The 24,783-nt window shown below is 62.6% G+C and carries 22 protein-coding genes and 1 pseudogene; 14 read left to right on the top strand and 9 right to left on the bottom strand.

All coding sequences use genetic code 11. The features are described 5' to 3' along the window. Positions 1–70: 70 nt before the first annotated feature. The 6 genes from ACNQR1_RS35560 (at position 71) to ACNQR1_RS35535 (ending at position 6,440) form a co-directional block, all read left to right on the top strand. On the top strand, positions 71–1,309 hold the full coding sequence (locus tag ACNQR1_RS35560; RefSeq protein WP_418050172.1) for an NAD(P)/FAD-dependent oxidoreductase: 1,239 nt from the start codon (positions 71–73) through the stop codon (positions 1,307–1,309). A gap of 191 nt (positions 1,310–1,500) precedes the next feature. Then, the gene (locus tag ACNQR1_RS35555) at positions 1,501–3,135 is read left to right on the top strand and encodes a GMC family oxidoreductase (RefSeq protein ID WP_418050171.1); all 1,635 of its coding nucleotides are present in this window, start codon (positions 1,501–1,503) and stop codon (positions 3,133–3,135) included. Then, on the top strand, positions 3,132–3,569 hold the full coding sequence (locus ACNQR1_RS35550; protein WP_418050170.1) for a hypothetical protein: 438 nt from the start codon (positions 3,132–3,134) through the stop codon (positions 3,567–3,569). The genes ACNQR1_RS35555 and ACNQR1_RS35550 overlap by 4 nt, the downstream gene beginning before the upstream one ends. 43 nt (positions 3,570–3,612) lie before the next feature. After that, positions 3,613–4,029, top strand: coding sequence for a nuclear transport factor 2 family protein (locus ACNQR1_RS35545; protein WP_418050169.1), 417 nt, complete (start codon positions 3,613–3,615; stop codon positions 4,027–4,029). Between the two features lie 4 nt (positions 4,030–4,033). Continuing rightward, positions 4,034–5,092 (top strand): alcohol dehydrogenase catalytic domain-containing protein, encoded by a 1,059-nt coding sequence (locus tag ACNQR1_RS35540; protein ID WP_418050168.1) that lies wholly within the window; start codon positions 4,034–4,036, stop codon positions 5,090–5,092. A 31-nt stretch (positions 5,093–5,123) separates the two neighbouring features. Next, positions 5,124–6,440: a flavin monoamine oxidase family protein gene (locus ACNQR1_RS35535; RefSeq protein ID WP_418050167.1), complete on the top strand. Its 1,317-nt coding sequence runs from the start codon at positions 5,124–5,126 to the stop codon at positions 6,438–6,440. A gap of 906 nt (positions 6,441–7,346) precedes the next feature. On the opposite strand, the gene ACNQR1_RS35530 is transcribed toward ACNQR1_RS35535, so the two are convergent. After that, complete coding sequence (locus ACNQR1_RS35530) at positions 7,347–8,099, bottom strand: SDR family NAD(P)-dependent oxidoreductase (protein WP_418050629.1); 753 nt, start codon at positions 8,097–8,099, stop codon at positions 7,347–7,349. A gap of 158 nt (positions 8,100–8,257) precedes the next feature. Between ACNQR1_RS35530 and ACNQR1_RS35525 the strand changes: the two genes are divergently transcribed. The 8 genes and pseudogenes from ACNQR1_RS35525 to ACNQR1_RS35490 all read left to right on the top strand — a co-directional run bounded on the left by ACNQR1_RS35525 (position 8,258) and on the right by ACNQR1_RS35490 (position 16,788). Continuing rightward, the gene (locus ACNQR1_RS35525) at positions 8,258–9,742 is read left to right on the top strand and encodes an APC family permease (RefSeq protein ID WP_418050166.1); all 1,485 of its coding nucleotides are present in this window, start codon (positions 8,258–8,260) and stop codon (positions 9,740–9,742) included. 54 nt (positions 9,743–9,796) lie between these two features. Continuing rightward, positions 9,797–10,393: pseudogene (locus ACNQR1_RS35520) on the top strand (IS3 family transposase); the annotation flags it as partial. A 53-nt stretch (positions 10,394–10,446) separates the two neighbouring features. Then, positions 10,447–12,744 (top strand): FAD-dependent oxidoreductase, encoded by a 2,298-nt coding sequence (locus ACNQR1_RS35515; RefSeq protein WP_418050165.1) that lies wholly within the window; start codon positions 10,447–10,449, stop codon positions 12,742–12,744. A 16-nt stretch (positions 12,745–12,760) separates the two neighbouring features. Further along, entirely contained in the window at positions 12,761–13,540 is a 780-nt protein-coding gene (locus ACNQR1_RS35510; RefSeq protein WP_418050164.1) for an SDR family NAD(P)-dependent oxidoreductase, read from the top strand. 42 nt (positions 13,541–13,582) lie between these two features. Then, positions 13,583–14,431, top strand: a complete 849-nt coding sequence (locus ACNQR1_RS35505; protein WP_418050163.1) for a polysaccharide deacetylase family protein — start codon at positions 13,583–13,585, stop codon at positions 14,429–14,431. A 34-nt stretch (positions 14,432–14,465) separates the two neighbouring features. After that, positions 14,466–15,632, top strand: coding sequence for an acyl-CoA dehydrogenase family protein (locus ACNQR1_RS35500; protein ID WP_418050162.1), 1,167 nt, complete (start codon positions 14,466–14,468; stop codon positions 15,630–15,632). Between the two features lie 128 nt (positions 15,633–15,760). Continuing rightward, the gene (locus tag ACNQR1_RS35495; RefSeq protein WP_418050161.1) at positions 15,761–16,201 is read left to right on the top strand and encodes a pyridoxamine 5'-phosphate oxidase family protein; all 441 of its coding nucleotides are present in this window, start codon (positions 15,761–15,763) and stop codon (positions 16,199–16,201) included. A gap of 221 nt (positions 16,202–16,422) precedes the next feature. Beyond that, complete coding sequence (locus ACNQR1_RS35490; RefSeq protein WP_418050160.1) at positions 16,423–16,788, top strand: hypothetical protein; 366 nt, start codon at positions 16,423–16,425, stop codon at positions 16,786–16,788. A 142-nt stretch (positions 16,789–16,930) separates the two neighbouring features. On the opposite strand, the gene ACNQR1_RS35485 is transcribed toward ACNQR1_RS35490, so the two are convergent. The 8 genes from ACNQR1_RS35485 to ACNQR1_RS35450 all read right to left on the bottom strand — a co-directional run bounded on the left by ACNQR1_RS35485 (position 16,931) and on the right by ACNQR1_RS35450 (position 24,750). Next, positions 16,931–17,116: an NAD(P)-dependent oxidoreductase gene (locus tag ACNQR1_RS35485; protein WP_418050159.1), complete on the bottom strand. Its 186-nt coding sequence runs from the start codon at positions 17,114–17,116 to the stop codon at positions 16,931–16,933. 257 nt (positions 17,117–17,373) lie between these two features. Next, the gene (locus ACNQR1_RS35480) at positions 17,374–18,783 is read right to left on the bottom strand and encodes an LLM class flavin-dependent oxidoreductase (RefSeq protein WP_418050158.1); all 1,410 of its coding nucleotides are present in this window, start codon (positions 18,781–18,783) and stop codon (positions 17,374–17,376) included. 444 nt (positions 18,784–19,227) lie between these two features. After that, the gene (locus ACNQR1_RS35475) at positions 19,228–20,004 is read right to left on the bottom strand and encodes a Crp/Fnr family transcriptional regulator (protein ID WP_418050628.1); all 777 of its coding nucleotides are present in this window, start codon (positions 20,002–20,004) and stop codon (positions 19,228–19,230) included. A 167-nt stretch (positions 20,005–20,171) separates the two neighbouring features. After that, complete coding sequence (locus ACNQR1_RS35470; RefSeq protein WP_418050627.1) at positions 20,172–21,020, bottom strand: mycofactocin-coupled SDR family oxidoreductase; 849 nt, start codon at positions 21,018–21,020, stop codon at positions 20,172–20,174. 71 nt (positions 21,021–21,091) lie between these two features. After that, a complete protein-coding gene (locus ACNQR1_RS35465; RefSeq protein WP_418050157.1) occupies positions 21,092–21,391 on the bottom strand; it encodes a hypothetical protein in 300 nt (99 codons plus the stop codon). A 10-nt stretch (positions 21,392–21,401) separates the two neighbouring features. Next, positions 21,402–22,898: a class I adenylate-forming enzyme family protein gene (locus ACNQR1_RS35460; RefSeq protein ID WP_418050156.1), complete on the bottom strand. Its 1,497-nt coding sequence runs from the start codon at positions 22,896–22,898 to the stop codon at positions 21,402–21,404. Positions 22,899–22,985: 87 nt separating this feature from the next. After that, complete coding sequence (locus ACNQR1_RS35455) at positions 22,986–23,528, bottom strand: ACT domain-containing protein (RefSeq protein WP_418050155.1); 543 nt, start codon at positions 23,526–23,528, stop codon at positions 22,986–22,988. A gap of 19 nt (positions 23,529–23,547) precedes the next feature. Beyond that, positions 23,548–24,750: a cytochrome P450 gene (locus ACNQR1_RS35450; RefSeq protein WP_418050154.1), complete on the bottom strand. Its 1,203-nt coding sequence runs from the start codon at positions 24,748–24,750 to the stop codon at positions 23,548–23,550. Positions 24,751–24,783: the final 33 nt, after the last annotated feature.

The following is a 24,783-nucleotide window of genomic DNA, read 5'->3' as shown; positions in this document are numbered from 1 at the left end:
GCCTGCGGCCGGCTTGAATTGCCCCAGCATGCCGTTTGACATGACCGCACTTGGGGAAGGAGACCAGCCGATGGTGGCCTCGGAGCCGCTGGCCACTGCCGACGTGGTGGTGGTTGGTGCGGGAATCGCTGGAGTTTGCACGGCCTACGAATTGCGTAAGCGTGGGTTTGACGTCGCCATTCTCGATCAACGGTTCGCCGCATTCGGGGGGTCGGGCCGCAATCCGGGCGCGGTGTGGCTGCAGCTTCAGCGCGGCGGTATCGAATTGGAGCTCGCGCGCGCGAGCTCCAAGCTGTATGGCGAATATGCCGAACAGATCGGTGGCGGATTCGATCACCGAACCATGGGCGGCCTGTTCTTCTATGAGACCGATGAGCAGCGCGAGATCCTCACCGACTACGTGACCGACCGCCGGAGCCACGGGCTCGACATCGATTTTGTGTCCCGCAAGGAAGCGGTCAAGCACGCGCCACTGTTGCCGTCGACAGCGCTCGGTGCGGTCTACTGCGCCGAGGATGCACAGATCGATTCCCAGCGGTTCGTTCGTGGCTTGGCACTCGCCTGCACCGAGGCCGGGGTGAAACGATTCGACAACACCTCGGTCCTGTCGACGATCCGGCGCGGCGACACGATCACCGGCGTGCGCACCACGCGTGGAGACGTCTTGTGTGCCGGGGTGGTCTGGGCCTCCGGGGCATGGGCCCGCGACCTGGACCCAGAGGGCATCTCGATCCCGCTGACCACCAGTCGCATGGGCCAGATCGTCACTCAACCGATCGACCAACGCCCCAGCGTCATCATGCACGGTCCGCGCGGAGTAGCAAGCTGCGGTGCGCTCAAGGACGTACCCGCATTTCGCAGTGAGGCGTTCGCCGCGCCCACCCCCTCGCAGGCCGCCGCGGACAATTGGGACTACGACGACTGCATCACCCAATACCGCGACGGCTCGTTGCACATCGGCGCCAGCATCGACGTCACCGGCTCGTTGAATCCCCACATCAGCATCCGTGCCACCGAAGCCATGATCACCACGACGGTCGAACGGTACGCGGACTACGGCAAATTCGGGGTGACCGCCTTGTGGGCCGGGCTGCAAAGCACGACAGCCGACTTCCTGCCGGTGGTCGACCGCGTCGACGGCGCTTTCGTCAATGTAGGACACGCGTCGGGTATGGCGACCGGACCGATATCGGGACGCATCATGGCGCGGATCGTTGCCGGCGAGCACGACGACTTCGCCGAGCAACTCCGCGCCGACCGGCCTTCGCTCGTCGCGTCCGGCGACCACATCGGCGAAGCCGACATCTAGTAAGACGACGCGCAGTGGTTGATCACGATGCGTAACGGGCTTCGTAAGCCGCTGTAACTCTTCTGATCAAACAGAAAATTCTCTGTTACCGCCACAGTGTCGAGGCCCGTAGGCGGCTCCTACATTTGCGTGACAGACACCACAGGCCGTGGACCGACTAGGGCCGAGGTGTAGAGCCCGAAGGAGTTCGTATGACAGGCAAGCTCGGCGGGGACAGGCATACCGTCGACGTGCTGATTGTTGGGTCGGGACCGTCCGGCGCCACCGCCGCTCGTATCCTTGCCGAGGACGGCTTCCGAGTTACCGTCCTCGAACAGGGCGGCTGGTTCACCCGCGCTCACTACGCCAGTGACAAGGCCGAACGTGACGTCTTGCTGGCGGGTCCGCTCTCGCCGGATCCCAACGTGCGTAAGATGGACTGGGACTACCCCATCGACGTGGTGGATTCCGACGTTCACCCGCTCAATTTCAACGGTGTCGGCGGGAGTACCGTCTATTACGGCGCCGAGTGGCCGCGGTTCGTGCCGTCGGACTTCCGAGTGCGCAGCCTCTACGGATTCGCCGACGACTGGCCAATCAGCTACGAGGAACTCGAACCTTTCTACACCCTGTGCGACGAGATGGTCGGGGTGTCTGGCGTCGACGGCGACACCGCCTATCCGCCCGGTCTTGATCTGCCGCAGGCCGGAGTTCCGATCGGCCGTGCCGGTATCAAGGCCGCGGAGGGGATGAACAAGCTGGGCTGGCATTGGTGGCCCGGCACCAATGCGATCATGACCAAGACCGAAGGCGACCGCGGTGCGTGCGCACGCTGGGGCACCTGCATGTCGGGTTGCCCCGAAGGGGCGAAGGGTTCGTTCGACGTCGCGATGTGGCCCGCCGCGCTGTCCGCAGGTGTCCAGCTGATCACGAACGCGCGCGTTCGTGAAATCACCGTCAACAGTGCCGGTTTGGCAACCGGGGCGCTGTGGCTCGACGAGGACGGTGTGGAACATCGCACCCGCGCACAGGTGGTCATCGTCTGCGGCAACGGCGTCGGTACGCCGCGTCTGCTGTTGATGTCGAAGTCCGCTCAGTTCCCCGACGGTCTAGCAAACTCCTCCGGACTGGTCGGCCGCCGGCTCATGATGCACCCGTTCGTCGGCGTCATGGGGGTCTACGAACAGGATCTGGAGAGCTGGCTCGGCCCGTTCGGCGCCGCGCTGACCTCCATGCAGTTCGCCGAGACCGACCTGACCCGTGGCTTCGCCCGGGGAGCCAAATGGTCCTGCCAGCCGATCATCAGCCCCATGGAGGTGCTGCACCGCTACTCCGACCTGCCGCTGCACGAGCGCACCGGAGTGGCGGGAATGCGGCTCGTCGAACGCGTCCTGGGACGCTCGTTCGAATGGGGGGCCATCATCGAAGACCTCCCCGATGAGTCCAATTACGTCACGTTGAGTAACGACGTAGTCGACGGATCAGGGCTGCCTGCACCGAAGCTGGTGTACCGGATTTCCGAGGACACGCGTAAGAGCCTCGACTTCAATGTGGCCAGGATGCGTGAAGCGCACGAGGCCGCCGGGGCGGTCGAGACGCGAGTGGTCAACTGGCTGCCGGCCGTGGGCTGGCATCTGCTCGGCACTGCCCGCTGCGGCGACGATCCCGCGTCATCCGTCGTCGACCAGTACGGGCGGGCACACGATGTCCCCAACCTGTTCGTGATGGACGGCAGCGTGTTTGTCACGTCGTCATCGGTCAATCCGACGCCGACCATCACCGCCTTCGCTGCACGCGCCGCGATGCACCTGGCCGAGACCGCCAGCAATCAGAAAGTTCCAGCGTGACAATGCAATTCGAGATGTCGCACTTCGTGGATGACGTACGTGAGGGATTGGCCGTGCTGGTCGACCTGATCTTGCCCGGCACCGATCGCCTGCCTCCAGGCCGCGAGGTCGGAGCTCATCGCGAGCTCCTCGATCAGGTACTGACCGCCGACCCCGGGCTCACCGGCCCGATATTCGAAGCCGGCCAGCGAGTGCTGGAAACTGGTTGCGCGTCACTGCGCGAACTGCAGGAGTGGGAAACCGGCGTCCGGGAGACGGTGGTGTTCGCGCTCACCTCCGCCTACTACATGTCACGTCAGGTTCAGCGGGCTCTGCACTACCCGGGGCCCGGACCGCACCCGATCGCATTTGCCAAACCGGACCAGGTCTGTACCGACGACCTACTGGCTCCGGTCCGTAAGCGTGGCTCCGTCTACGTCGAAGCGCCACAGTAAACACACATTTCATTCATCGCCGGCCGCAATTGAAAGGCAACACATGACAGACGCATCGCTGGAGCGAATCTTCCGCACCCAGATGGCCGCGTACGCCGAGTGCGGCGTCGAGAAACTCGTAGAATCGTTCACCGACGACTGCGTTCTGGTGGACATGGCAGACGCCGAGAACCCCTTCAAGGGCATCGACGCAATTCGGGGATTCCTCGTAGGCTATTTCGCCACCATGCGCGACGTCGTGGTCGACGTGACCACGGTCACCACGGGGCACAGCAGCGTCATCGGCGAGCTCGACGTCTCGGCAAGCTACATCGGTGAGCCGTTCTCCGAAGACAACCGGAAGCCGATCCGGCTGCGGTACTGCGTCGCCGAGGAGATCCGCGACGGTCACGTCGCGAGCGAGCGATTCTACTGGGACAGTGCTGATTTCCAGCGGCAGCTCCAGACGCACGAAGCCTGATCAGATGATGCGCGCCCTGGTGCTACGCGATGGTCAAGCGCGTATCGAGCAGCGTGCGGTACCAGTCCCCAGCCCCACTGACGTCGTCGTGAGAACTACTGCGGCGTCTATGTGCTCGGCCGATGCGGCCTGTCTCAATGGGGACTTCACCGCCCCCGACGGGATAATTCTTGGTCACGAAGCCGTGGGTGTGGTCCACGAAATAGGCACAGAAGTAACTGGATTCACCCTCGGCCAGCGGGTAGCGGTCGCGTCTGGTACGGCGTGCGGCCAATGCACGAACTGCCAACGGGGCCGCAGCGGACACTGCGGCGGGGTCGCGTGGGGTGCTTACTCCTCGGGGTTGACGCGGGACGGCAGTATGGCCGAGTTCTTCACGGTCCCTCACGCCATCCACAACCTGGCCGTCATCCCCGACGCCGTTGACGACGCCGCAGCGGTCTGCGCCACAGACACCCTGGGGTCAGGAAGCGCGGGGCCCGAAGCAGCGCACTTCCCACTCGGAGCCGTAGTCGCCGTGTTCGGACAGGGACACATCGGTCTGGGCGCCGTCGCCGCCACACGGCTACTGGGCGCAGCACGTGTCATCACAGTCAAGGCCACACCCGGAGGGGAGGACGTCTCGACTGCGATGGGCGCCGACATCTGTCTCAACCTGGCCGAACACGACGTCGTCGACGACATCATGAAGTTCACCGATGGCCAGGGTGTGGACTGCGCGATCGAGGCGAGCGGTGTCGCGGAATCGTTTCCGCGGGCGATCGAGGCCACTCGGATCGGCGGGGTGGTCGCCGTACTGAGCTCGTTCTCCGGGCCGCCCGACGCTGTCTTGCCGATACCGTTGGCACATTGGGGCTGGGGACTAGGCGACAAAGCCATCCTGTCGACGTTCGCTCCGGCCGGCAGCGTTCGACTGAAGCGGCTGCTGACCCTGATCGAGACCGGCCGCATCGACCCAAGCCCGCTCGTGACGCACCGCTACTCGTTCGAGCAGGCGCACACCGCTCTCAACGATCTTGCCGAGCGCCGCCGCGGGCTGATCAAGCCGCTGATCACCTTCTGAAACAACAAGTTTGACCGAACATGGAGGCACCATGACCATCGAGTACGACACCATCGTCATCGGAGCCGGTATTGCCGGACTCACAGCGGCTCGGGATTTGGCCGACAGAGGCAATTCGGTGGTCGTGCTCGAAGGTGGGCGGCGCATCGGCGGACGCACCTATGCCCGGCCGTTCGCGGCGAGGCCCGACCTGACCGTGGATTTCGGGGGCAGCTGGGTCAACCGCAAACTGCAGCCCAACATGAATCGCGAGATCCGCCGATACGGCATCACGCTCAAAGAGGACCCCCCAACGGAATCGGCGTCCTTCTACACCGGAGGGTCGCGCCGCATCATGCCGGTCCCCTCCGAGGAGCTCGGCGACCTCGAACGGGCGCTCAGCCATGTTCGCGACGCCTCCAAGCGAATAGTCCCCAACCAGTCCCTCACCAGCCAGACACTGCGCGATCTCGATGTCACCTTCGAGCAGTTCTTCGCCCCGCTGGATCTACCCGAAGCCACGCGCGACGCGGTCCTGGCGATGACCGCCGCCTATAGTGGCTCGGACCCGAACGAGATCTCGATGCTCAACCTGATCGGCCAGGTCACCGCCTACGGCCACAGCCCGTATGGATTCGTCAGCGCGCTCACGGAGCGCTTCGTTGGCGGTGCGGCCACCCTGCTCAACGCGATGATCGATGGGTCGCGTCTGGAAGTGCGCCTCGACCACCGGGTGGTCAGGGTCGAACAGAACGCCGATCACGTGACTGTGCGCACTGCCGGTGGCGTGAGCGTCACCGCGAGGACGTGCATCGTGGCGGCACCCACCAACGTGCTGCGTCACATCGAGTTCACGCCGCAGCTCAGCGCTGCGAAGCAGCGGGCCACCGCGGTCAACCATCCAAGCCGGGCGTTCAAATCGGTAGCCCTCGTCCGTAACCTGCACTCACGACCCTATGCTCTGGGAACCGCGGACATGCAGATGGTCTGCCACGCTTATGATCTCGGCGACGGCTCGCATATTCTCTACGGCTTCGGCAGTGCGAACGTCGGCGAACTCGACTACTTCGATCGAGAGCAAGTCGAAACGGTGCTGCGCCTGTACTTCCCCAATATCGAGGTGGTCGCAGTCGACGCGCATGACTGGAATGCCGATCCACTGTTCGACGGAACCTATCGCTTCGATCGGGCCGGCGAATACTATGACACAGTCATCGCCATGAACACACCTGAGGATCGAATCGTGTTCGCCGGCACCGATATTGACGACTCACTGTGGCGCAGTTGGATGGAAGGTGCGGTCAACAGTGCGCACCAGGCGGCGGACATCACCGGCGCATCCCTGGTACGCACCGCCGCTGGCCGATAGCGCCGTGTCGCGCGAGCGCAGCCGGATGCGCCAGCCAGAGCGATGTAGGAACGGTCGCCACGGAACGACGTGGGCCGATTCTGGTTCTGCGGCTGTTGCGCGAGTCGAAGCGCAATGCGATCGATCAGCGCTGAAGGCATCGAGAATGCGCTCGATGGCCTCGAAGCGGGCCCGATGAGTTACCGGTCGGTGTCATCACCGGGACAACCTTCATCTTCTGCGCCGGAAGTCACCTCCACGAGTCCGAGCGCACGCGCATGCCCGCACGGCGGCGAGTACCGCGTCATCCGCCGCAGACGCACCAAGCCGCCGAGAGCGGCGGGCTGCGTGGTGGGTTGGAGATTGTGTTGGTTGCGATCTTGTCGTGGCGCCCGCAACCGCATATCGGCCTACCCGAAAGTCCACCGGGGACGTTCGCGGCGCCTGGTGCGCTTTCCCGGGCGATGCAGGCGCTGCGGCCCAATGTGGCGCGAGCTCTTGTTTACGGGCCGGACACTCGAAGTCGACTGAGCGGTGCGCCTCGGATTTGTGAATAAGCTACTCCCGCCGGGTGGCCGACGACTGGGCCTGCGGCATGGCAGCCGAGAATCTACCGGGGCGCACCGAATTCTGTGCTCGAAACCCTTCAGGGGGTATCCCTGTGCGTCGACCAGAACGTGGATGATATCGGTCGGTCCGTGGCATGCATCCAAAACCGTCTGGCGAGCTGCCGCGCCACGCGCGCTGTCTCTGGACAACAGCGCCAGCCGTGTGACGCCCGCTCGTGTGAATCCGAGGGCCGATGCGAGCCTGATACCGCTGGATCCGCCGGCGGTCACCACGGCGGATCCGTCGTAGCGGCGTACCAGGGGTTGTGGGGAGACGTGGTGTATCTCCGCTATCGCGGCTGAAGCTGCCGCGTCGGCGTCACGCCCAAAGTTGGGCGGGTGGCTCCGTCACCGCGTCCAGATAGGCGAGTTCGGCGGTCTGCGCGCCGTCCACCGGGATGATGACGCCCGAGACAAACGTGGTCCTCGGATCGGCCAGCCAGGCCACGGCCCTGCCGATATCGAGCGGCAGTCCGATCCGCCCTATCGGGTTGATCGGGAAGCGTTCCGTTCCGGCCAGCTGGCCCGGAGTGACCATGAACTCAGTGTTCTGGGACAGTATCCAGCCAGGGGCGACCGCGTTGGTGACGATTCCGTACTCGGCGAGGTCCACGGCCATCGCCTTGCACAGAGCCGACACACCGCCCTTGCTGGCGTTGTAGTGTGCACAGTCGGCCTCAGCTGCCGGGCCGCAGATCGACGAGGTCAAGACGATGCGTCCTCTCGTCCTTGACGCGACCATGCGCCGCGCCGCGGCCTGACCGCAAAGAAACATGCCCTTCAGGTTGACGGACATCACCCTGTCCCAGTCGGTCTCGTCGAGCTCGAGAAACTTGCTCCGATGATCCATCCCATGGTTGGCCGCCAGGACGTCGAGGCGCCCGAATGTTTCGGTCGTAAAGTCGAACAGCGCTTCAACCTGTGCGCGATCGGTCACGTCGCAGACCTGGTAGGCGACGGGACCGAAGCGGGTCAACTCGGCAGCGGCCCGCTCCAGTTCAGGGCGGGTGCGCTGGGAGATCACCACGCTGGCGCCCTCCTGCAGCAGCGCCTGGGCAATCCCGAAACCTATACCTCGGCCGCCGCGTACCTGGGTACGGCGTTCAAACGTGGTTCAGTAGACATCCCAGCGTCGAGGTCGTCTGTCTGTGGAACTTCCAATGTTCACTGCTCGGCTGACATCGAATACTTTCCCGGAGGGGGACCGCTCGAACGACCACGATTGGAGTGATGGCAATGGCCGCAACCGACTCGATCGACCCCCCGAGGAACGCCGCAACGGCCGTATCCTCGCGCCGGTTGGGCGGCAACATCGGGGCCTTCGAACTGGTCTGCACAGTACTGGCCTACAACGGGCCCATCGTAGTCTTTCTCGGATTCGTCCCGGTCGCGATTCTGCTGGGCAACGGCATCGGTATGCCGGTGACCATCGCGGCGTGCGGGGTGGTGATCACCTGTTTGGCAGTCGGTCTGACGACGATGGCGCGCAAGTTGCCGACGCCAGGTGGTTTTTATGCGTTCATCAGCGCGGGTCTTGGCAAGATCGTCGGGTTGTCCGCGGGTCTCACCGCAATGATGTGTTACTACGTAGCCTGTATCAGCGCCTATGCGCTGGGTGGTATCGCTATGCGCGCGTTGATGGCCGATGTCGTCCATGGGCCGAACCTGCCGTGGTGGGCCTGGGCACTCGCGATGTTCGTCGTCGTCGCGGTGCTGGGTTATTTCAAGATCAGCTTGTCCGCAAAGGTCCTGTCCTTCTTCTTGACGTGTGAACTGCTGTTTCTCGTGGTGTACGACGTTGCAGTGCTCGCGCACGGTGGCGCGGACGGGATCGCTCTCGATTCACTTCAACCGAATGAGATCTTCTCCGGGTCGGTGGGGATTGCGTTCATGTTCGCGCTGGGGCTGTTCGGCGGGTTCGAGGCAACCGTCATCTTTCGGGATGAGGTGCGCGATCCGATGAAGACCATTCCCCGCGCCACATATGCGGTGGTCGCTCTATTGGCGGGCCTGTACGCAATCACCACGTGGGTCTTCATCAATTCGTATGGCGCGGCCGAGGTGGTCGCGGCGGTCACCGAGGATCCGACCAAAGCCGCCACCGCGAGCGTCAAGGAATACGTCGGCACCTTCGCTTACGACGTAGCCGCGCTGTTGTTGTTCACCAGCTGCTTTGCGTTGGTGCTGGCCTCGCACAACATCACGGCGCGGTACGCGTTCAACCTCAGCGCTGACCGCATCCTCCATCACTCCCTGAGCAGGGTGCACGGTAAACACCTGTCCCCGCACCGTGCTTCACTCGCGATGACCGGTGCCACACTCGTCGGGCTGATCGCGGTCGTTGTCGTCGACATCGATGAGGCGCTTCTGTACGGACGGCTAGCCGGACTGTACTCCTACACCTTCTTGATCCTGCTGCTCATGGTTGCCATCGCCATCGCGGTGTACCTTCTGCGTCACCGAGAGGACGGGGAAAGCCCTGTACCCGCCGTACTTACGACAGCCTCAGCGATCGTCGTTGCCATTGTCCTATATCTCGCCACCGTGAACTTCGACCTCCTCACTGGGGCCACCGGTAGTACGGCCGTGGCGATGCTGGCGGTGATCTACGGAGTTGTAGTGATTGGCCTGGTGACGGCGGGGGTCTATCGCCGTCGCAGGCCAGATGTCTATGCCAGAATCGGCCGCGAAGAGCCTGAGGTCGACCCAGACTGACAGTCTGGCGCTGTCAAACGCTCCTAGGCGGGGTGAGATGAGACAGCGTAGTGGCTCGCCGAGGGCAACAAGCTCCTGGACGTGGGCCAGGAGCTCAATGAGGTGTGCCGGCACCTGAAGTCAACCTGGCTTCGCTGGGTAGGCCAATACCGTGGCGTGAAAGACAACAACGGCAAGCGGCTCAAAGAGCTGGAAGCCGAAAACGCAGTTGGTCGTCAACCAAGCCATGGACATCGGCATGCTCAAGGAGATCTCCCCGGGACACTTCTGCCCCCGGACCCGAACCGCAAGCGCTGCGCGAACGGTTCGGGTGCCGCAACGCCGGGCGTGTGCGGTGGTGGGGATCTGCCGGTCCACGACGCGCGTGGCACCCTCGCCGGCCAGTACCGAGGCGCCCGAGTTGCGGACCCCTATGCGGCGATTCTCCACATCTGCCGCGCAGGGGGTGGTGTCGCGCAGCGGTGATGGTCCGCCGAGAACTCTGGCAGGTTCATCAACAAGCGCATCTGCCGGCTGTGGCCTGCCGAGGGCCGCGAGTGCCTCAGCGGCGCCGCAAGAAACGACTGACCGGTGTCGTTGTCGCCGTGGGCGATACCACCGATTCGGCCAAACGTTATCCGGGCGATGGACTTTCAGTTTGACAACACCGCCGTCGACGTCGTCCAGATCTTCGACCGTCTCATCGCCCACCGCGGCCATCGCTGTTGATTTCACAACGATGCAGCGCATCCTCTGTGAACATCACTAGTAGCGGTCGCGGGTTCGACACCTATGGTTTGGGGAGCCCCCTAGACAATCCACCACCCGAGAAGAGGATGCCGATCGTGTCGTTGTCCAGCCGGTACTCGGTGCTATTCGAGCCCGTACGGATCGGTCCGAAAGAGTCGAAGAATCGCTTCTGGGCCACACCGCATGCGATTGGTTTCGGCTCCGATCACTCAGCCTCGGCTGCCGGTTACCGCAGCATGCGCGCCCAGGGCGGGTGGGGTGTGGTCTTCACCGAGGCGACGACGATCACCCCGGAGATGGATAAGACCCCGCACCGGATGTCACGGTTGTGGGACGAGGGCGACGTGCGCAACCTGTCGCACGTGGCGTCGGAGATCAAGCGCTACGGGGCCCTCGCCGGAATCGAACTTGAATACAACGCCGCGGTAGGGCCGATGACCGAAGGCCGTGGGCTGACGCCCCGCAACGTGGTGGCCACCCCCGGTGAGTCCGCGCTGGCGGTGCCGTACGCCGGCAGCTTGATCGAGATCGACAAGCAGGCGTTCTCCGACATCAAGGACATCTACGTCGCCGCGGCGATGCGCGCCAAGAAGGCCGGCTTCGACGTCATCACGCTGCACTGCGGCCACGCAGCGTCTATTCTCGCTCACCTGCTCATTCCGTACTACAACACGCGCACCGACCAGTACGGCGGCTCGCTGGAGAACCGGTCGCGCTTCCACCGCGAGGTGCTGACCGCAGTGCGAGAAGCGGTCGGCCCCGACACCGCTGTCGGATTGCGGCTCGGTGTTGACACGCTGGATGCGCCGTTCGGTCTGGGCGAGCGTGGCGTGCGCTCCGACGAAGATGCAGCACGGTTCATCGAGCTCATGGACGATCTGGTCGACTACTGGGACTTCGTCATCGGTGGGTTCGACTGGGCCCAAGACGCCCAGTCGTCTCGTACGGTCGGTGAGAATTTCGAAAAGCAGTGGGTCGGGCACCTGAAGAAGTTCACCCAAAAAGCGGTCGTCAACGTGGGCCGCCTCAACAGCCCCGACACCATGGTCGACATCATCAACGCCGGCCAGTGCGATTTCATTGGCGCTGCCCGCGCTGGTATCTCCGATCCGTTCTTGCCGGAGAAGATCCGCGCCGGCAACATCGAGGACATCCGCGAGTGCATCGGCTGCAATTTCTGTGTATCGCGTGATATCGGGACCATGCCCATTGCCTGCACTCAGAACGCGACTACGGGCGAAGAGTTCCGCCGCGGCTGGCATCCCGAGGTGTTTACCGAGGCCAAGAACCACGAGAACGATGTTCTGGTCATCGGCGCCGGCCCGGCCGGCATGGAGTGCGCGATGGTGCTCGGCAAACGCGGCATGCGCAACGTGCACCTCGTAGACGCCGCCGACCATATCGGCGGCAGCATCGACTGGGTTGCCAAACTACCCGGGCGCCACGAATGGCGCCGTCTGATCGAGTACCGCGAGCACCAACTGCGCAAGCTAGACAACGTCGAGGTCATCCTCAACACCGAGTTGAGCGTCGACGACGCACTCGACTACGGCGCCGGCATCATCATCACCGCCACGGGTTCTCACTACACGCGCAACGGCATCGACCCCCACGACCGGCTGCCCTTCGACCTGGAGCCGGCTCTCGGAGACCTACTTCTCACCCCCGAGCAGGTCGTACGTGACGGCGTCGAGGTAGGGCATCGCGTCGTCCTCGTCGATTCCGATGGCTACTTCATGGGACCGGGGATCGCCGAGATGCTGGCCAAGCGCGGCCATGACGTGGTGTTCGCGACCAAGGGTGAGCACATCGGTGAATACCAGCGCTACACCCGCGAGATCCCGCATACGCTCAACGACTTGCGTCGCCTGAATGTCAAGCTACGCGTCGAGACCACTGTGACGCCGGTCAGTGACCACAGCGTACTGCTTCGTTGCCCCGACCGTGACGACGAACTCCTCGAAATCGACAACCTCGTGCTCGTCGGCACGCGTTGCGCCGACGATGCGATGTACCGGGAACTGATCCAGCGGCGCGCCGACTGGGAAGCCAACGTGATCTCGGCGGTGCACCGCGTAGGTGACTGTGTGCGCCCGCATTTCATCGCCGACGCGATCTTCTCCGGGCATCGCCTCGGCCGCGAGATTGACAGTCCGAACCCGGATCAGGCTCTTCCGTTCATCAGGGAACGACGCATCATCGGCGGCAACGAAGCCGATTACTTCTTGGGTGCTCCTGCCCTGCAGCCACTGTTTCTGACCACCGTCAAATAAGGACCGCACGCCAACCATGTCGAATACTCCCCGCAACATTCTGATCACCGGTGCCGGCAGTGGCATCGGTGCCGCCGTGGCCGAAACGTTCACCCAGAACGGCGATCACGTACACCTGCTCGATATTTCGACAGAGCGACTCCACACGGTGGTCGCGTCGCTGCCCGACGGACTGGCCACCGCTCACGTCGTTGATGTCACCGACTACGACGGCGTTGGCAAGGTCGTGTCGAACGTCGCCGAAACAGGTTCCATCGACGTGCTCGCCGGCTGTGCTGGAGTGTTCGACGGCCTGGCCGGGATCGAGGCCACCAGTCGCGAGTTGTGGGACCGAGTCATCGACATCAACCTGACCGGTACCTTCAATGTCGTCAAACCCGTTGCTACACAAATGATCACGCAGAAGACGGGAAGTATCGTGCTCATCGGCTCCATCGCCGCATCCCGCGCACTGCCCGATGGGCTGGCTTACGACGCATCGAAGGCTGCCCTGGAGGGCATGACCCGTCGGCTGGCCGTCGACCTCGGTCCGTACGGAATCAACGCCAACCTGGTTGCACCCGGTGTGGTGAAAACCGGTATCCGTGCGACGTCCGAGGAAATCCTCGGTGACATCGTCCCGGACACCAACGTCGGAGTCGGCACCAACCCCGAACTGATGAAGATGCTCATCCCGCTGCAGCGCGGCGGTCTCGCCTCCGAAGTGGCCGCAACCGTGTTCTTCCTCGCCAGTGAAGGCGCCGCCTACATCAGCGGCGACGTCATCCACGTCGACGGCGGCTGGATCGCCGCCTGACGGTCACGCCGTGACGACTCCTCGACCCCGGAAGGGGGAACTATGCCTCTACAGCTGCCGGACGGCAAACGTCTGGCGATATCGCTGAGCCCCGATTTCGACGCACACAGTGTGTGGATCGGCACATTCAGGTCGACGTCGCAATCCAACCTCTCTCGCGGTGAGTTCGGCGCGGAGGTCGGAGCACCCAGACTACTCGACACCTTCAAGCGTTTCGGTATCACCACCACGTGGTGCATTCCTACGCACACCATGCAGACGTTCCCGCAGGCGGTGGCGGCAGTGCTGGATCATGGGCATGAGATCGCCGCACATGGGGTCTACCACGAGTACGTGCCCAAACTAGAGTTCGATGAGGAACGGCGTCTCCTGGAACTGCAGGTACGCCTGCACGAAGAGATCATCGGACGCCGGCCCCGCGGGTATCGGTCACCGGCCCTCGACGTCACCGACAGAACTCTCACACTCCTCAACGAGTTTGGCTTCAAATGGGATTCCTCCCTTCAGGGACGAGACTTCTCGCCGTATCACCCACGTATGGTGACTGCCATCGACCTGGAGCGGGGCAACACATTCGGTGACCCGTCGCCACTCCTGGAGTTTCCGGTGTCGTGGGCACTCGATGATTTTCCTGAGCTGGAGTTGCTCAAGGGAAACTCGACACAACAGTCCAATGATGTTGTCCTGCAGCGCTGGAAGGACGCATTCGACTTCGCCTACGAGCGCTGCCCCGGCGGGGTGATGACCTGGACTCTGCACCCACAGACCATCGGCCGTGCCCAGAATCTGCTCATGCTCGAGCGCTTCATCGAGTACGTCGTGGGCCACGAGGGCGTCTGGTTCCCGACCATCTCCGAAGCCGCCGACACGTGGATTGAACCCAGCGCCTGAGGCGACACTTTCACACTTCTCCCGAAGGGCAATCATGAATACCGACCACATCCCCGCAGGCCTGACCGACGAGCACGTCCAGCTTCGAAACCTTATGCGCGAGTTCGTCGATGAGCGTGTCATCCCCACCGCAATCGAACGCGAAGCCAAGGATGAGTACCCTGACGACCTGATCCCCGAACTCGCCGAACTCGGCCTATTCGGCATCTCGGTCGAAGAACAGTACGGTGGCTCGCCGATCGACTACGTCGGATACGGGCTCATATTCGAGGAGCTGGCACGCGGGTGGATGGCCCTTGCCAGCCTCGTCTACACCGTCAGCTCAGGCGGATATCTGATCAACACCTTCGGCACCAACGAGCAGAAGCAGCGCTTCCTGCCGGACATCGCCGCAGGGCGTCGGATGAGCGGCATTGCGCTGACCGAACCGTCAACCGGAAGCGATCTGAAGCAGATCAAGCTCACTGCGCGCCGTGACGGCGACAACTACATCGTGAACGGGACGAAGATCTTCATCACACACGCCCGTCATGCCAATCCTCTTGTCACATTGGTTAAGACCGATCCCTCAATCGAACCGGCCCACCGTGGCGGCATCAGCCAGTTACTGGTCGAACACGACACTCCGGGACTGAGTTACGGCCGCGATTTCCACAAGCTTGGACATCGCGGCCTGGAACTGTGTGAAGTGATCTTCGACAATGCTGTCGTACCCGGAGTCAACCTCCTGGGCGCAGAGGAAGGCAAGGGCTTCTACCAGATGATGGGCGCGCTCGACCGCGGACGCATTTACATGGCAGCCGCCTCGACAGGCATGGCCCGAGCGAGCCTCGAGCATTCCATCGAATACGTCAAGCAGCGCGAGACTTTCGGCAAGAAGCTCGCCGAACGCCAGGCGATCCAGATGAAGCTCGCCGACATGGCGACGAAGATCGAAGCCTCGCGGCTGCTGTACCTCAACGCAGCCTTGAAGACTGACGCGATGGGCCGCGCGAGCGCCGAATCGGGTATGGCGAAGGTCTTCGCGACCGAGGCGGGTATGGAGGTGGTCTATGACGCCATGCGATTGCACGGTGGCTACGGTTACGTCAAGGAGTTCCCGATCGAACGGTACCTGCGCGACTCGGCGCTCATGCCGATCGGCGAGGGTACAAACGAGATGCTGCGGATGATCGTCGGTAAAGAGCTGCTCGCCGACTAGGACGGCGCTGCTGCAACGTGCGGACTGTCCGATTCAAAGGCACTGCGCTGATGAGAACACCAAGATCTGACGGAAGATTCGGAATTCTGCTAAATCTGTATTGAATTGCGACTGAATAGAATTCGTCCATGGCCCTCTCGAAGAGGGACCGTGAAGGCTTCCTTGCAGAACACTCACTCGTCGCGACGCTCTCGGTGGCGGGTCAACAGGGCCGCGGGCCATTGGCAGTGCCAGTTTGGTGTCAGTACTGCGTCGGGGAAGAGCCATGGCTGATTACATTTGCCGCGTCGCGGAAGGTCGGGCTAATCAACGCCGCAGGGGCATTCACGTTGACGGTGGCCCGCTCCGAACCGACGGTGCGCTATGTCTCTGTGGAAGGAACTCTCGGCCGGCTTGGGGAGACCAACGAAGACCAGCTCGAAGAGGTGGCTGCGCGTTATCTCAGCGGAGATGCACTTAACGACTACCTGGAAGTGAACCGGCCCAGACTCGATGAACTGGTCACCGTGTACATGGTGCCGACGCAGTGGAACTCCGGTGAGCTCGGTGCAGACTACCGGCAGGCATAACGCAGTGAACCGCGTCAACGAATTCCCGAATCCCGGCCGTTCTTGGACTGGCCAGTCTCCAAGCAGTCGTACAGGAACGAAACGACGTCGTACTCCGTTCAAGCCGCTCGCGGCCTCTGGCTACCTTGCGTTTTTAGATCGCGGTTTCCATATCGGCGCGTCGGTTGCCGCTGAATCGGAGGACACCTTGTGTTCGTGTCCAAGCCGTCGCAAGCAAAGGAGTGACTGACCAAACACCGTCTCAGACGCTGTCATCTGCCCAGGCTCAGATCGAGTCGGCCACCAGCGGACTCATCGAGCTCACCGTGCGGCACCGCCGGGTCACCGCCGTACTGCAATCCGATCCGGCAGTCTCCGCGGTGGTCGCCCAGACCCCGGAGTTCCAGCAGGCCGGTGAACGCATCGTCGAGTTGATCGAAGGACCCGAGCCGTCACCGCTGCGGCGTGTCACGGTGTCGATGATGCTCGGCGGAATCTATTACGCCACCACCGATCCGCGCATCGCGGAGGTGGGCGACGCCGAACTCCATCGCGCCCTGGTCGTCTGCGCGCGACCGCTGATGGTGGGCCCGCCGGCAGTCGGCTGAACGCCTAACTGCGGCCGTGGTCGAAGGCCTCGGGATTCAACATCCGGACCGGGCGGCCGGCGGCGTAGGCACTGATTCGCCTCCGGCAGGTCGGTGTAGAAGCTGCTGAGCGCTTCGGTCGTCGAATACCCGGCATGCGGTGTCAGTGTGACATTGGGAAGACCGAGGAGCGGGTCGCCGAGACCAGCGCCATGGTCCGCTCGCTCAAGACCAGGTGGACGGACAGCACGTCGGACCGCTCGAAGAGCTCGTGCTGAGGCACCCACTCGACGCCGGACTCCGCCGCGCGTTGCGGGGTGAGGTTCTGGCTCCAGGCGATGACATCCATGCCGAATTCGTGACCGTACCTCGCCATCTTCTGCCCAGGCCGAGGAGCCCGAGCACCCTGCCCTCGAGGAGCATTCCGGCGGGAACGTAGGTGAGTGATGCTGGTTGACACGCGGGCCGCTTTCGCATTGGCAATCTGAGCTTACGAATTCTTTCGTTTCGCCCGGCACTGCTGACCCCGCAATGCATCTGGTATCCGACCCGGTCGACGGTGCCGCTCATCGGTCGCTGACTGCGCCGCCGGCACCACCCGCCGGTTCAGCCGAGTGACTCGCGAGCGCGTACGCGGTGCTGGAGAGACCGCCTGTGCACGGCGGCCGGGTGGTCCTCGCGTACCCGCTTCTGCCCTGGGCCGTATAGTTTTTCGCGTAGCGTCGTTCCCTCGTCGTAGTCATCCCAGTAGCGGCCACGCTGCTGCAGTTCGGGGACGACCAGATCGATGAAATCGACGAACGTGCCGGGAGTCGTTGCGTAGGTGAGGTTGAACCCGTCGATGTCGGCATCGTCGATCCAGCGCTCGAGATCGTCGGCGACGGTCGTCGGGGACCCGACGAACACTGGCCCCATCGCACCGATGCTCAGGTACCGGACCACCTCGTTGGGCGTCCAGGTGCGGTCCGGATCGGCGCGGGAGAAGATTTCCAGGGCGAATCGGGCCGAATCGGTTTCGACGTATTCGAGCGGCTGATCGGGATCCACCAAGGACAGGTCTACGCCGGTGATGCCGGCGTAGAAGGCCAGCGCGCCTTCGTAGTCGGCCCAGCTCAGCAGCTCTTCGTATTTCGTCTGTGCCTGTTCGTCGGTCGGTGCGACTACTGTCGCGATCTCGGTGAAGATCTTGATGCTGCGTGGGTCCCGCCCGTTGGTGGCGGCGCTCCGTCGGATGTCGTCGACGTAGCCGCGCAGCACCTGTGCTGACGGTGCGACGGTGAAGACCGCCTCTGCGTGTTTGGCGGCGAAGGCGCGTCCTTTGGTCGACGTCCCCGCCTGCCAGATCACCGGAGTGCGTTGCGGTGACGGCTCGGAGAGGTGCACCCCGGGAACTGTGAAATGCTCACCTTTGTGGCCGATCTCGTGCACCTTGTGCGAGTCCGCATAGATCTGGCGTTCACGGTCGGCGACGACGGCATCCTCCTCCCACGAGCTCTCCCAGAGTTGGTAGCAGACATCGAGGAACTCGTCGGCGAGGTCGTAACGTGCATCATGCGACATCTGCCGGTCGAGGCCGAGGTTACGGGCCGCGCCGTCGAGATACGAAGTGACGACATTCCAGGCGACGCGTCCATCGGTGAGATGGTCGAGGGTGCTGAATCGCCGGGCGTGGGCGTACGGCTGTTCGTAGGTGGACGAAGCCGTGAGCCCGAATGTGAGTTTCGAGGTCGCCGCGGCCATGGCGGAGACCGGGATCAATGGGTCGTGCACCGGGATCTGCATGCCTCGGCGTACCGATGCGTCGTGTGAGCTTTGGTAAGTGTCGTAAACCCCGAGCACGTCGGCGATGAACAGCCCGTCGAATTTGCCGCGTTCGAGCAGTTGTGCAAGCTCCACCCAGTAGGACAGTTCGTTGTACCGCCCTGACTGATCGTCGGGGTGGGCCCACAGGCCGGGGGACTGGTGCATCACGCAGGACATGTCGAAGGCGTTGAACCGGATACGGTCCTTGCTCACAGGTACTCCTCTTCCGCGGTTTTCTCCGCAGAGGATAGGGAGCGCCCACGCCGTGGAACAGAGTTGTGTTCACTGTGATTCGAGGCGGCGGCTGGATGCAATGCCCGGGCGAAAGGTGTAATCGGATAAGGCGGCACCGAAGCGCTGGAGAGACTCATCCGAGGACCACAGCGGCTCGATTGTGCGGCATCGCTGGACAAGCGCGGCGATATGACGGTCATCGTCGGCGTGAGTGCGTATGGCGAGGCTGAGGTCGGAGCACACTCCCCCATACCACGTGGTCAGCATGGTCGCGATATCGTTTTAGACACCGGCGGACCAGACATTTCGCCGAGCAGAACACACCATGACGATATGGCGCGGCGCGTCACTCACGCGGTCAGGCGGGCTTGCAAACAGCGCGAACACATTGAAGTCACGCTAGCGCTAGTTGAGTGCGGCCAGTCAGTTGGCAACGTGCTCGGCACATCGTGACGCCGGAGCTTCATGGGCGGATTTGTGCCGTGCCCGGGTCTCTAATCTCGCCGGATCTTCGATGAAAATGGTCTTGCCTTGCTGGCGGATCCATCCACGTTGGGTGAAGTAGGCAAGTGCTTTGTTGGTCGTCTCTCGCGAGGATCCGACAAGCTGGCCCATTTCCTCTTGTGTGAGTTCATGGTCTAGCCGAATTGCTCCCCCTTCGGGGATACCGAACCGGTTGGCCAAGTCCAGTAGCTGTGTGGCAACACGACCGGGCACGTCGGTGAAAATAAGGTCGGTGAGGGCGTCGTTGGTCCGGCGGAGGCGGCGGGCAAGCACGCGCAACAGCTGTCCGGCGATTTCGGGGCGGTCTGAAATCCAGTTCCGCAACGCATCCCGATCGATGGTGACCGCTTCTAGGGCGGTTAGCGTCGTGACTGTCGACGTTCTGGGTCCGGGATCGAAGATGGCTAGTTCGCCAAACATGTCGCCGGGTCCCATCAACGTAAGCAGCGTCTCCCTGCCGTCGGGAGCTGTTCGGCCGATCTTCACCCTGCCCGAGACAACAATGAACAGTTGATCGCCAGGGTCCTTCTCTCTGAAGATCGTGTGGGCGCGAGGAAACGAAACACGTTGTAGCTCAAGGCAAAGTGCTGCAACTCCCTCAGCGCTGACGCCTTGAAAGATTCCGGCGCGGGCCAGAACGCGGCGGACCCCGCGGGCATCTAGGGGCTCCGCAGAGTGGGCGTGCCTTCGTGTCACTTCAGGAAAGCCGGGACCGTTGCCGGGCGTGGGACTTCCAGTCGGCAGTATTCCCGGCAGTTTTGGGACTGCACGGGCTGGGTTGACATGCGGCATCGGTTTTGGAGAGGGTCTGGCCAGCGCGGAAGATCGGTGCGTCAGTGAATTGCTATACGGTATGTCCGTTGTCACAGCTTGTATGGAGTGGCCTTGACGAATCCTCCTGCATCGATCCGCAGCTGAGTTCCGGTGATATAGCGGGAGGCGTCGGTGGCTAGGAAGAGTACGGCCTCGGAGACGTCTTCAGGCTCGATGAAGGGGACCGGCATCGCTTGCATAGCAGGGAATGCGGCTTCGGCTTCCTCGCGACTCGGCGCGGTGATATCGGGCCGGAATACGTGGTACATGCCCTCGTTGTGCAGCATGTCCGTGTTGACGTTCGTCGGATGTACGGCGTTGACGCGAATCATTCGCTTGGCCAGTTGAATCGAGAGATCGTGAACGTACCGCGCGACGAGCTGCTTGGCCAGACTGTACGCCGAGCCACCAGGGCGAGGGCTGGAGGTCGCGTCGAGCAATGCGGCCAACGAGCCGGTGGCGATGATCGAGCCACCGTCGCTGATATGGGGGAGGCTGGCTTGTATCACGTTGAACACCCCCACCAGGTTGGTGTCGATGGTGTCCGACCAGGACTGCATCGTCTGGCCTCTGCCCATGGCGCAGATGCCCGCGTTCGCCACGACGATGTCCAAACCACCCAGTGCATCTGCTCCGTCTGCGATGCTCTTCCACACGGCCGCCCGCTCACGCACATCGACGATCGCGGTGTGCACTCGCACACCTTCCTTCTCGACTAGGCGGGCGGTCTCATCCAGATCCTCAGGCCGCGACAAAGGGTAAGTGTTGCCCTCGAGATCTGCGCAGATGTCAAGGGCGATGATGCTGGCACCTTCGGCCGCCAAGTTAACCGCATGCGACCTGCCTTGACCCCGAGCGGCGCCCGATACCACCGCGATCTTGTTGTCCAACTTACCCATTGATGTCTCCTCTGTCTGTCTGTAGAGCATTACGGTCGTGCATTTGAACCGACGGCTGCCGAGCTCTCCAGTCAATCGCTTGCGGGCAGCGGTTTGGCTTCCTTGAGGAACAGCACTGTGGTTCCGATCGACAAAGAGCCTTGGCCTGCCTTGGTGACAAGCACTTCGGCGCCGTCGGCGTCGACGTAGCGCTTGCCCACCGCAGTGCCGTGGGAGAACTCGGGATCGATTGGTCCACTGGATTTCTCGGTATCAAGCGGGATCATCAGTGTGCCGCCGCAGCGTAGGTCACTGAGCGATTCGGCGGTCTTGACCACGATGACCTGGGTGTCATCCACCTGACTCTGCAGACGGGCGCCGTTCTTGACCATGATGGGTCTCCTAGTTGTTCGGTGAGTGTTGCAGGCCCGCGACGATTTCCCGTCGCAGCAGCTTGCCGGTTGCGTTACTGGGCAAATCGTCGCGAAAGACGATACGGTCCGGGGTGCGGGAGCCTCGAAGCTGCGTGCGGACATAGTCGCGCAGCTCTTCGCCGTCTGGCTCGGTGCCAACCGCCGGCACGACAACGGCAACGATCGCCTGACCCCACTGCGGATCATCGACACCGACGACCGCGACCTCGTGTACGTGCGGATGCTCGATGAGGACATCCTCGAGTTCAGCGGGCGCGATGTTCTCGCCGCCCCGGATGATGGTGTCGTCCGATCGGCCCGTGATGAACAGGTATCCCTCTTCGTCGAGGGTGGCAATATCTTTCGTCGGGAACCAACCATGTTCGTCGAGCACCGAACCGACACCGGTGTATCGGCCTGAAACCTGGTCGCCGCGGACGAACAATTCACCGGGTAGACCTGGTCCGAGTACGGTGCCGTCTTCAGCGCGGACCTGCACCTCGATACCGGGTACAGGTTGTCCCACTGAAGCGAGTCGCCTGGCGACCGCGTGATCGGTATGGCCGTGCGCTTCACGGTGATCGTCGGGCGTGAGTACCGCGATCGTCGATGATGTCTCGGTGAGACCATATGCGTTGACGAATCCGACGTGTGGCAGCAGTCCCAACGCCTTGCGGATCAGCGGCAGGCCGACTTTGGACCCGCCGTAGGCCAGGTTGCGCAGCGTGGATAGCGTGTAGTTGCCGGAGTCGAGCACGGTCACTATTCGATCGAGCATGGTCGGCACCACCGTCGCTGACGTGACACCCTCTTGTTCCACTAGCCGTACCCATTCGGCCGCATCGAAGTTGGGCAGATACACCATCTTTCGGCCCGCATAGAGATTAGACAGGACGGCCGATACCCCTGCGATGTGGTACGGCGGTACACAGATCAATGCGGCGTCGGCTGGCTCGGCCGCATTGAACTCGACTGTGCCGGTGATGTATGAGGTCAGATTGTTGTGGGTCAATTCGACGGCTTTCGGCGCAGATGTGGTGCCAGATGTGAACAGCACTACGCCAACATCTTCAGGATCAGCGAACTCATCTACTGGATTTGAGTTCCCTGCGGCGGAAAGGAACTCAGATGATTCCCGTACTCCGATGCCATTGTCGCCGACCATGTCGCGGTAGCGTGAGTCGACGATTACGAGGGGTTTCGGCAACCGTTCGATGAGGTTCTGAATGCTCTCGGCCGAGAGTCGGTAATTGATCGGAGTAAATGCCCGCCCTGCTCGCGCTGCAGAGAACAGCAGCAGCGGCAAGAGCGCGCCACCGGTGCCCACGTAAACCACGTGCTCAGCTCCCGACGCGGCGATCACGCCCGCTCCGCCGCCGGCCAGGTCGGACAGTTCCTGGGTTGACAGTCGGATGCCGTCTGAGACCACCGCGAGGCGATCGCGATCGCTGGAGAGTGCCATCTCGAGTAGCAGAGAGATGCTCATACAACTTCCTTCCGCGAAACCTGTTGGGCGGCAGTTGCAGTTTGTTGTCCGGTGACGATTTCGTGTGCTCGTAGTGTGTTCGGCATATCAGGCGGCTCCGCTGCGGGCTGAACCATCGCCGCAGTCGCGGCCCTCGGCGGGCCTGGTCGCGGATGCGCGAATGGCCGACAAGGCGCCATACCGCACTTCGGTTGGTGTGTGGCGTTCCAGCGCAGTAACGAAGCGGCTGCACCGCACCGGATCTGCGCACAGATGGAGTTGGACCTCGTCGGGAGGGCTGCTGAGTAGCTCGGCGCCGAACATCGCTGCAATGCCGAGAATTCCGTCTCGCTCGGCTGGCGCAACGGGGGTCAATGTCACAAAGACAGATTGGCGATAGTGCGCAGTCCCGGAGGGAAGTGCGACGACTTCGGTGACATCGATGAGCCTGTTGAGGCGGTTGATCAGCAGGCCTAGCATCGCGGAGTCGTCCACTTCGACTGCCAGCTGTATCCACCACGCCCCGTGCTCCGCGGCCTCACTGAACTGCAGGCTGCTGATCGCAATCTGCCGTTGAGCGAGAAGCGTGCAGACCCGAGATGGCGAGCTGTGGACATCCCGTGCAAGCAGGCTGATCACGTGCTTTTGCATGGTGCCTCGCTACGAGACGTCATCGTCGTACTCGCACGGGTACGTGCGACCAGCCCGACACATTCTGCATACTCACTCGCTTGCATCCTGCCCAGTCGACGTCGTAGCTGGGCATGAAGTTGAGAATGGCCCGCATCGCGATCGCGCCCTCCAACCTCGCGAGTGCTGCGCCCAGACAGCTGTGGATTCCATAGCCGAAGCCGAGATTCTGGGCTTCGGCACGATCGCGGTCGATATCGAAGACATCGGGTTTGGTCCATGCGTCGGGATCCCGGTTGGCGGACGCGCCGAGCAGAAACACCGCGGCGCCTTCTGGGATCGTCACGCCATGCAGCTCAACCTCTTTGAGTGTGCGGCGAACGTTGTATTGAACTGGGGCGTCATATCGCAACAGCTCTTCGATACTCGCTGCCACCTTGGTGTGGTCAGATTGCAACTTCGCCCATTGGTCGGGATTCTGAGCGAACACTACTGCTGCGCTGCCGATAAGCTTGGCAACCGTTTCGGCGCCGGCACCTCCCAGCAAGGACGCGAATCCGGCGATCTCAGAGCCTCGGAGCTTCGACTTCTCGCCGTCTTCGCGCGTGACTTCCACCGCCAGAAGATCACTGATCATGTCGTCTTGGGGCCTGGCCCGGCGCTCTTGGATGAGCTCGTAGTACATGGTCATCATGTCGGCCTGCGCCCGGATGCCTGCCTCGGACATATCGATTTGGCCCGGCTCACGATGCAGCGAGATATCGATCCACTCGCGTACCTGCTGCCGGTATTCGACCGGCACGCCGAGCATCGCGGTGATTACCTCGACGGGAAACAGTGCTGAGAAGTCTTGCACCACATCGAAATTAGTTGGGTCGACCGCGTCGAGGAAGTGACGGACTTGCTCGGTCACCAGTGGCTCCAGGCCGGTGATCGCGCGTGGGGTGAAGACACGGTTGACCAAGCTGCGCATCAACCGGTGTTCGGGGGGGTCGATCGAGATGATCAACTTCAACGGGTATTTCTCCCCGGTACGCACGGTGGCGAGTTCAACTCCGTATGCGGAGGAGTAAGTTTCGTAACTCTTGTACGCCGGGGCGACATCGGCGTGTCGGCTCAGCGCATAGAAATCGTGCTCGGCGTTGTAAAAGACCGGAGCTTCCTGCCGCAATGCCGGATAGAACGAGTGCGGGTCGGTGTAAAACTCTTCGGTGAAGGGATCGAATGCGATGGTCGACGTCATGTCTTCTCCTTGGATCAGGACTTGGTCGAGACG

Source organism: Mycobacterium sp. 48b, assembly GCF_048282725.1.
Taxonomy (GTDB): Bacteria; Actinomycetota; Actinomycetes; order Mycobacteriales; family Mycobacteriaceae; genus Mycobacterium.
Note: the sequence above shows the minus strand (reverse complement) of the source record. Positions and strands in the feature narration are given on the sequence as shown.

Excerpts from the sequence above, each read along its gene's own strand:
- ACNQR1_RS35455 (WP_418050155.1), bottom strand. The coding sequence starts at position 23,528 with ATGCAAAAGCACGTGATCAGCCTGCTTGCACGGGATGTCCACAGCTCG.
- ACNQR1_RS35560 (WP_418050172.1), top strand. The coding sequence starts at position 71 with ATGGTGGCCTCGGAGCCGCTGGCCACTGCCGACGTGGTGGTGGTTGGT.
- ACNQR1_RS35470 (WP_418050627.1), bottom strand. The coding sequence starts at position 21,020 with ATGGGTAAGTTGGACAACAAGATCGCGGTGGTATCGGGCGCCGCTCGG.
- ACNQR1_RS35545 (WP_418050169.1), top strand. The coding sequence starts at position 3,613 with ATGACAGACGCATCGCTGGAGCGAATCTTCCGCACCCAGATGGCCGCG.
- ACNQR1_RS35460 (WP_418050156.1), bottom strand. The coding sequence starts at position 22,898 with ATGAGCATCTCTCTGCTACTCGAGATGGCACTCTCCAGCGATCGCGAT.
- ACNQR1_RS35525 (WP_418050166.1), top strand. The coding sequence starts at position 8,258 with ATGGCAATGGCCGCAACCGACTCGATCGACCCCCCGAGGAACGCCGCA.
- ACNQR1_RS35500 (WP_418050162.1), top strand. The coding sequence starts at position 14,466 with ATGAATACCGACCACATCCCCGCAGGCCTGACCGACGAGCACGTCCAG.
- ACNQR1_RS35485 (WP_418050159.1), bottom strand. The coding sequence starts at position 17,116 with ATGGATGTCATCGCCTGGAGCCAGAACCTCACCCCGCAACGCGCGGCG.
- ACNQR1_RS35540 (WP_418050168.1), top strand. The coding sequence starts at position 4,034 with ATGATGCGCGCCCTGGTGCTACGCGATGGTCAAGCGCGTATCGAGCAG.
- ACNQR1_RS35535 (WP_418050167.1), top strand. The coding sequence starts at position 5,124 with ATGACCATCGAGTACGACACCATCGTCATCGGAGCCGGTATTGCCGGA.
- ACNQR1_RS35510 (WP_418050164.1), top strand. The coding sequence starts at position 12,761 with ATGTCGAATACTCCCCGCAACATTCTGATCACCGGTGCCGGCAGTGGC.
- ACNQR1_RS35465 (WP_418050157.1), bottom strand. The coding sequence starts at position 21,391 with ATGGTCAAGAACGGCGCCCGTCTGCAGAGTCAGGTGGATGACACCCAG.
- ACNQR1_RS35495 (WP_418050161.1), top strand. The coding sequence starts at position 15,761 with ATGGCCCTCTCGAAGAGGGACCGTGAAGGCTTCCTTGCAGAACACTCA.
- ACNQR1_RS35555 (WP_418050171.1), top strand. The coding sequence starts at position 1,501 with ATGACAGGCAAGCTCGGCGGGGACAGGCATACCGTCGACGTGCTGATT.
- ACNQR1_RS35505 (WP_418050163.1), top strand. The coding sequence starts at position 13,583 with ATGCCTCTACAGCTGCCGGACGGCAAACGTCTGGCGATATCGCTGAGC.
- ACNQR1_RS35450 (WP_418050154.1), bottom strand. The coding sequence starts at position 24,750 with ATGACGTCGACCATCGCATTCGATCCCTTCACCGAAGAGTTTTACACC.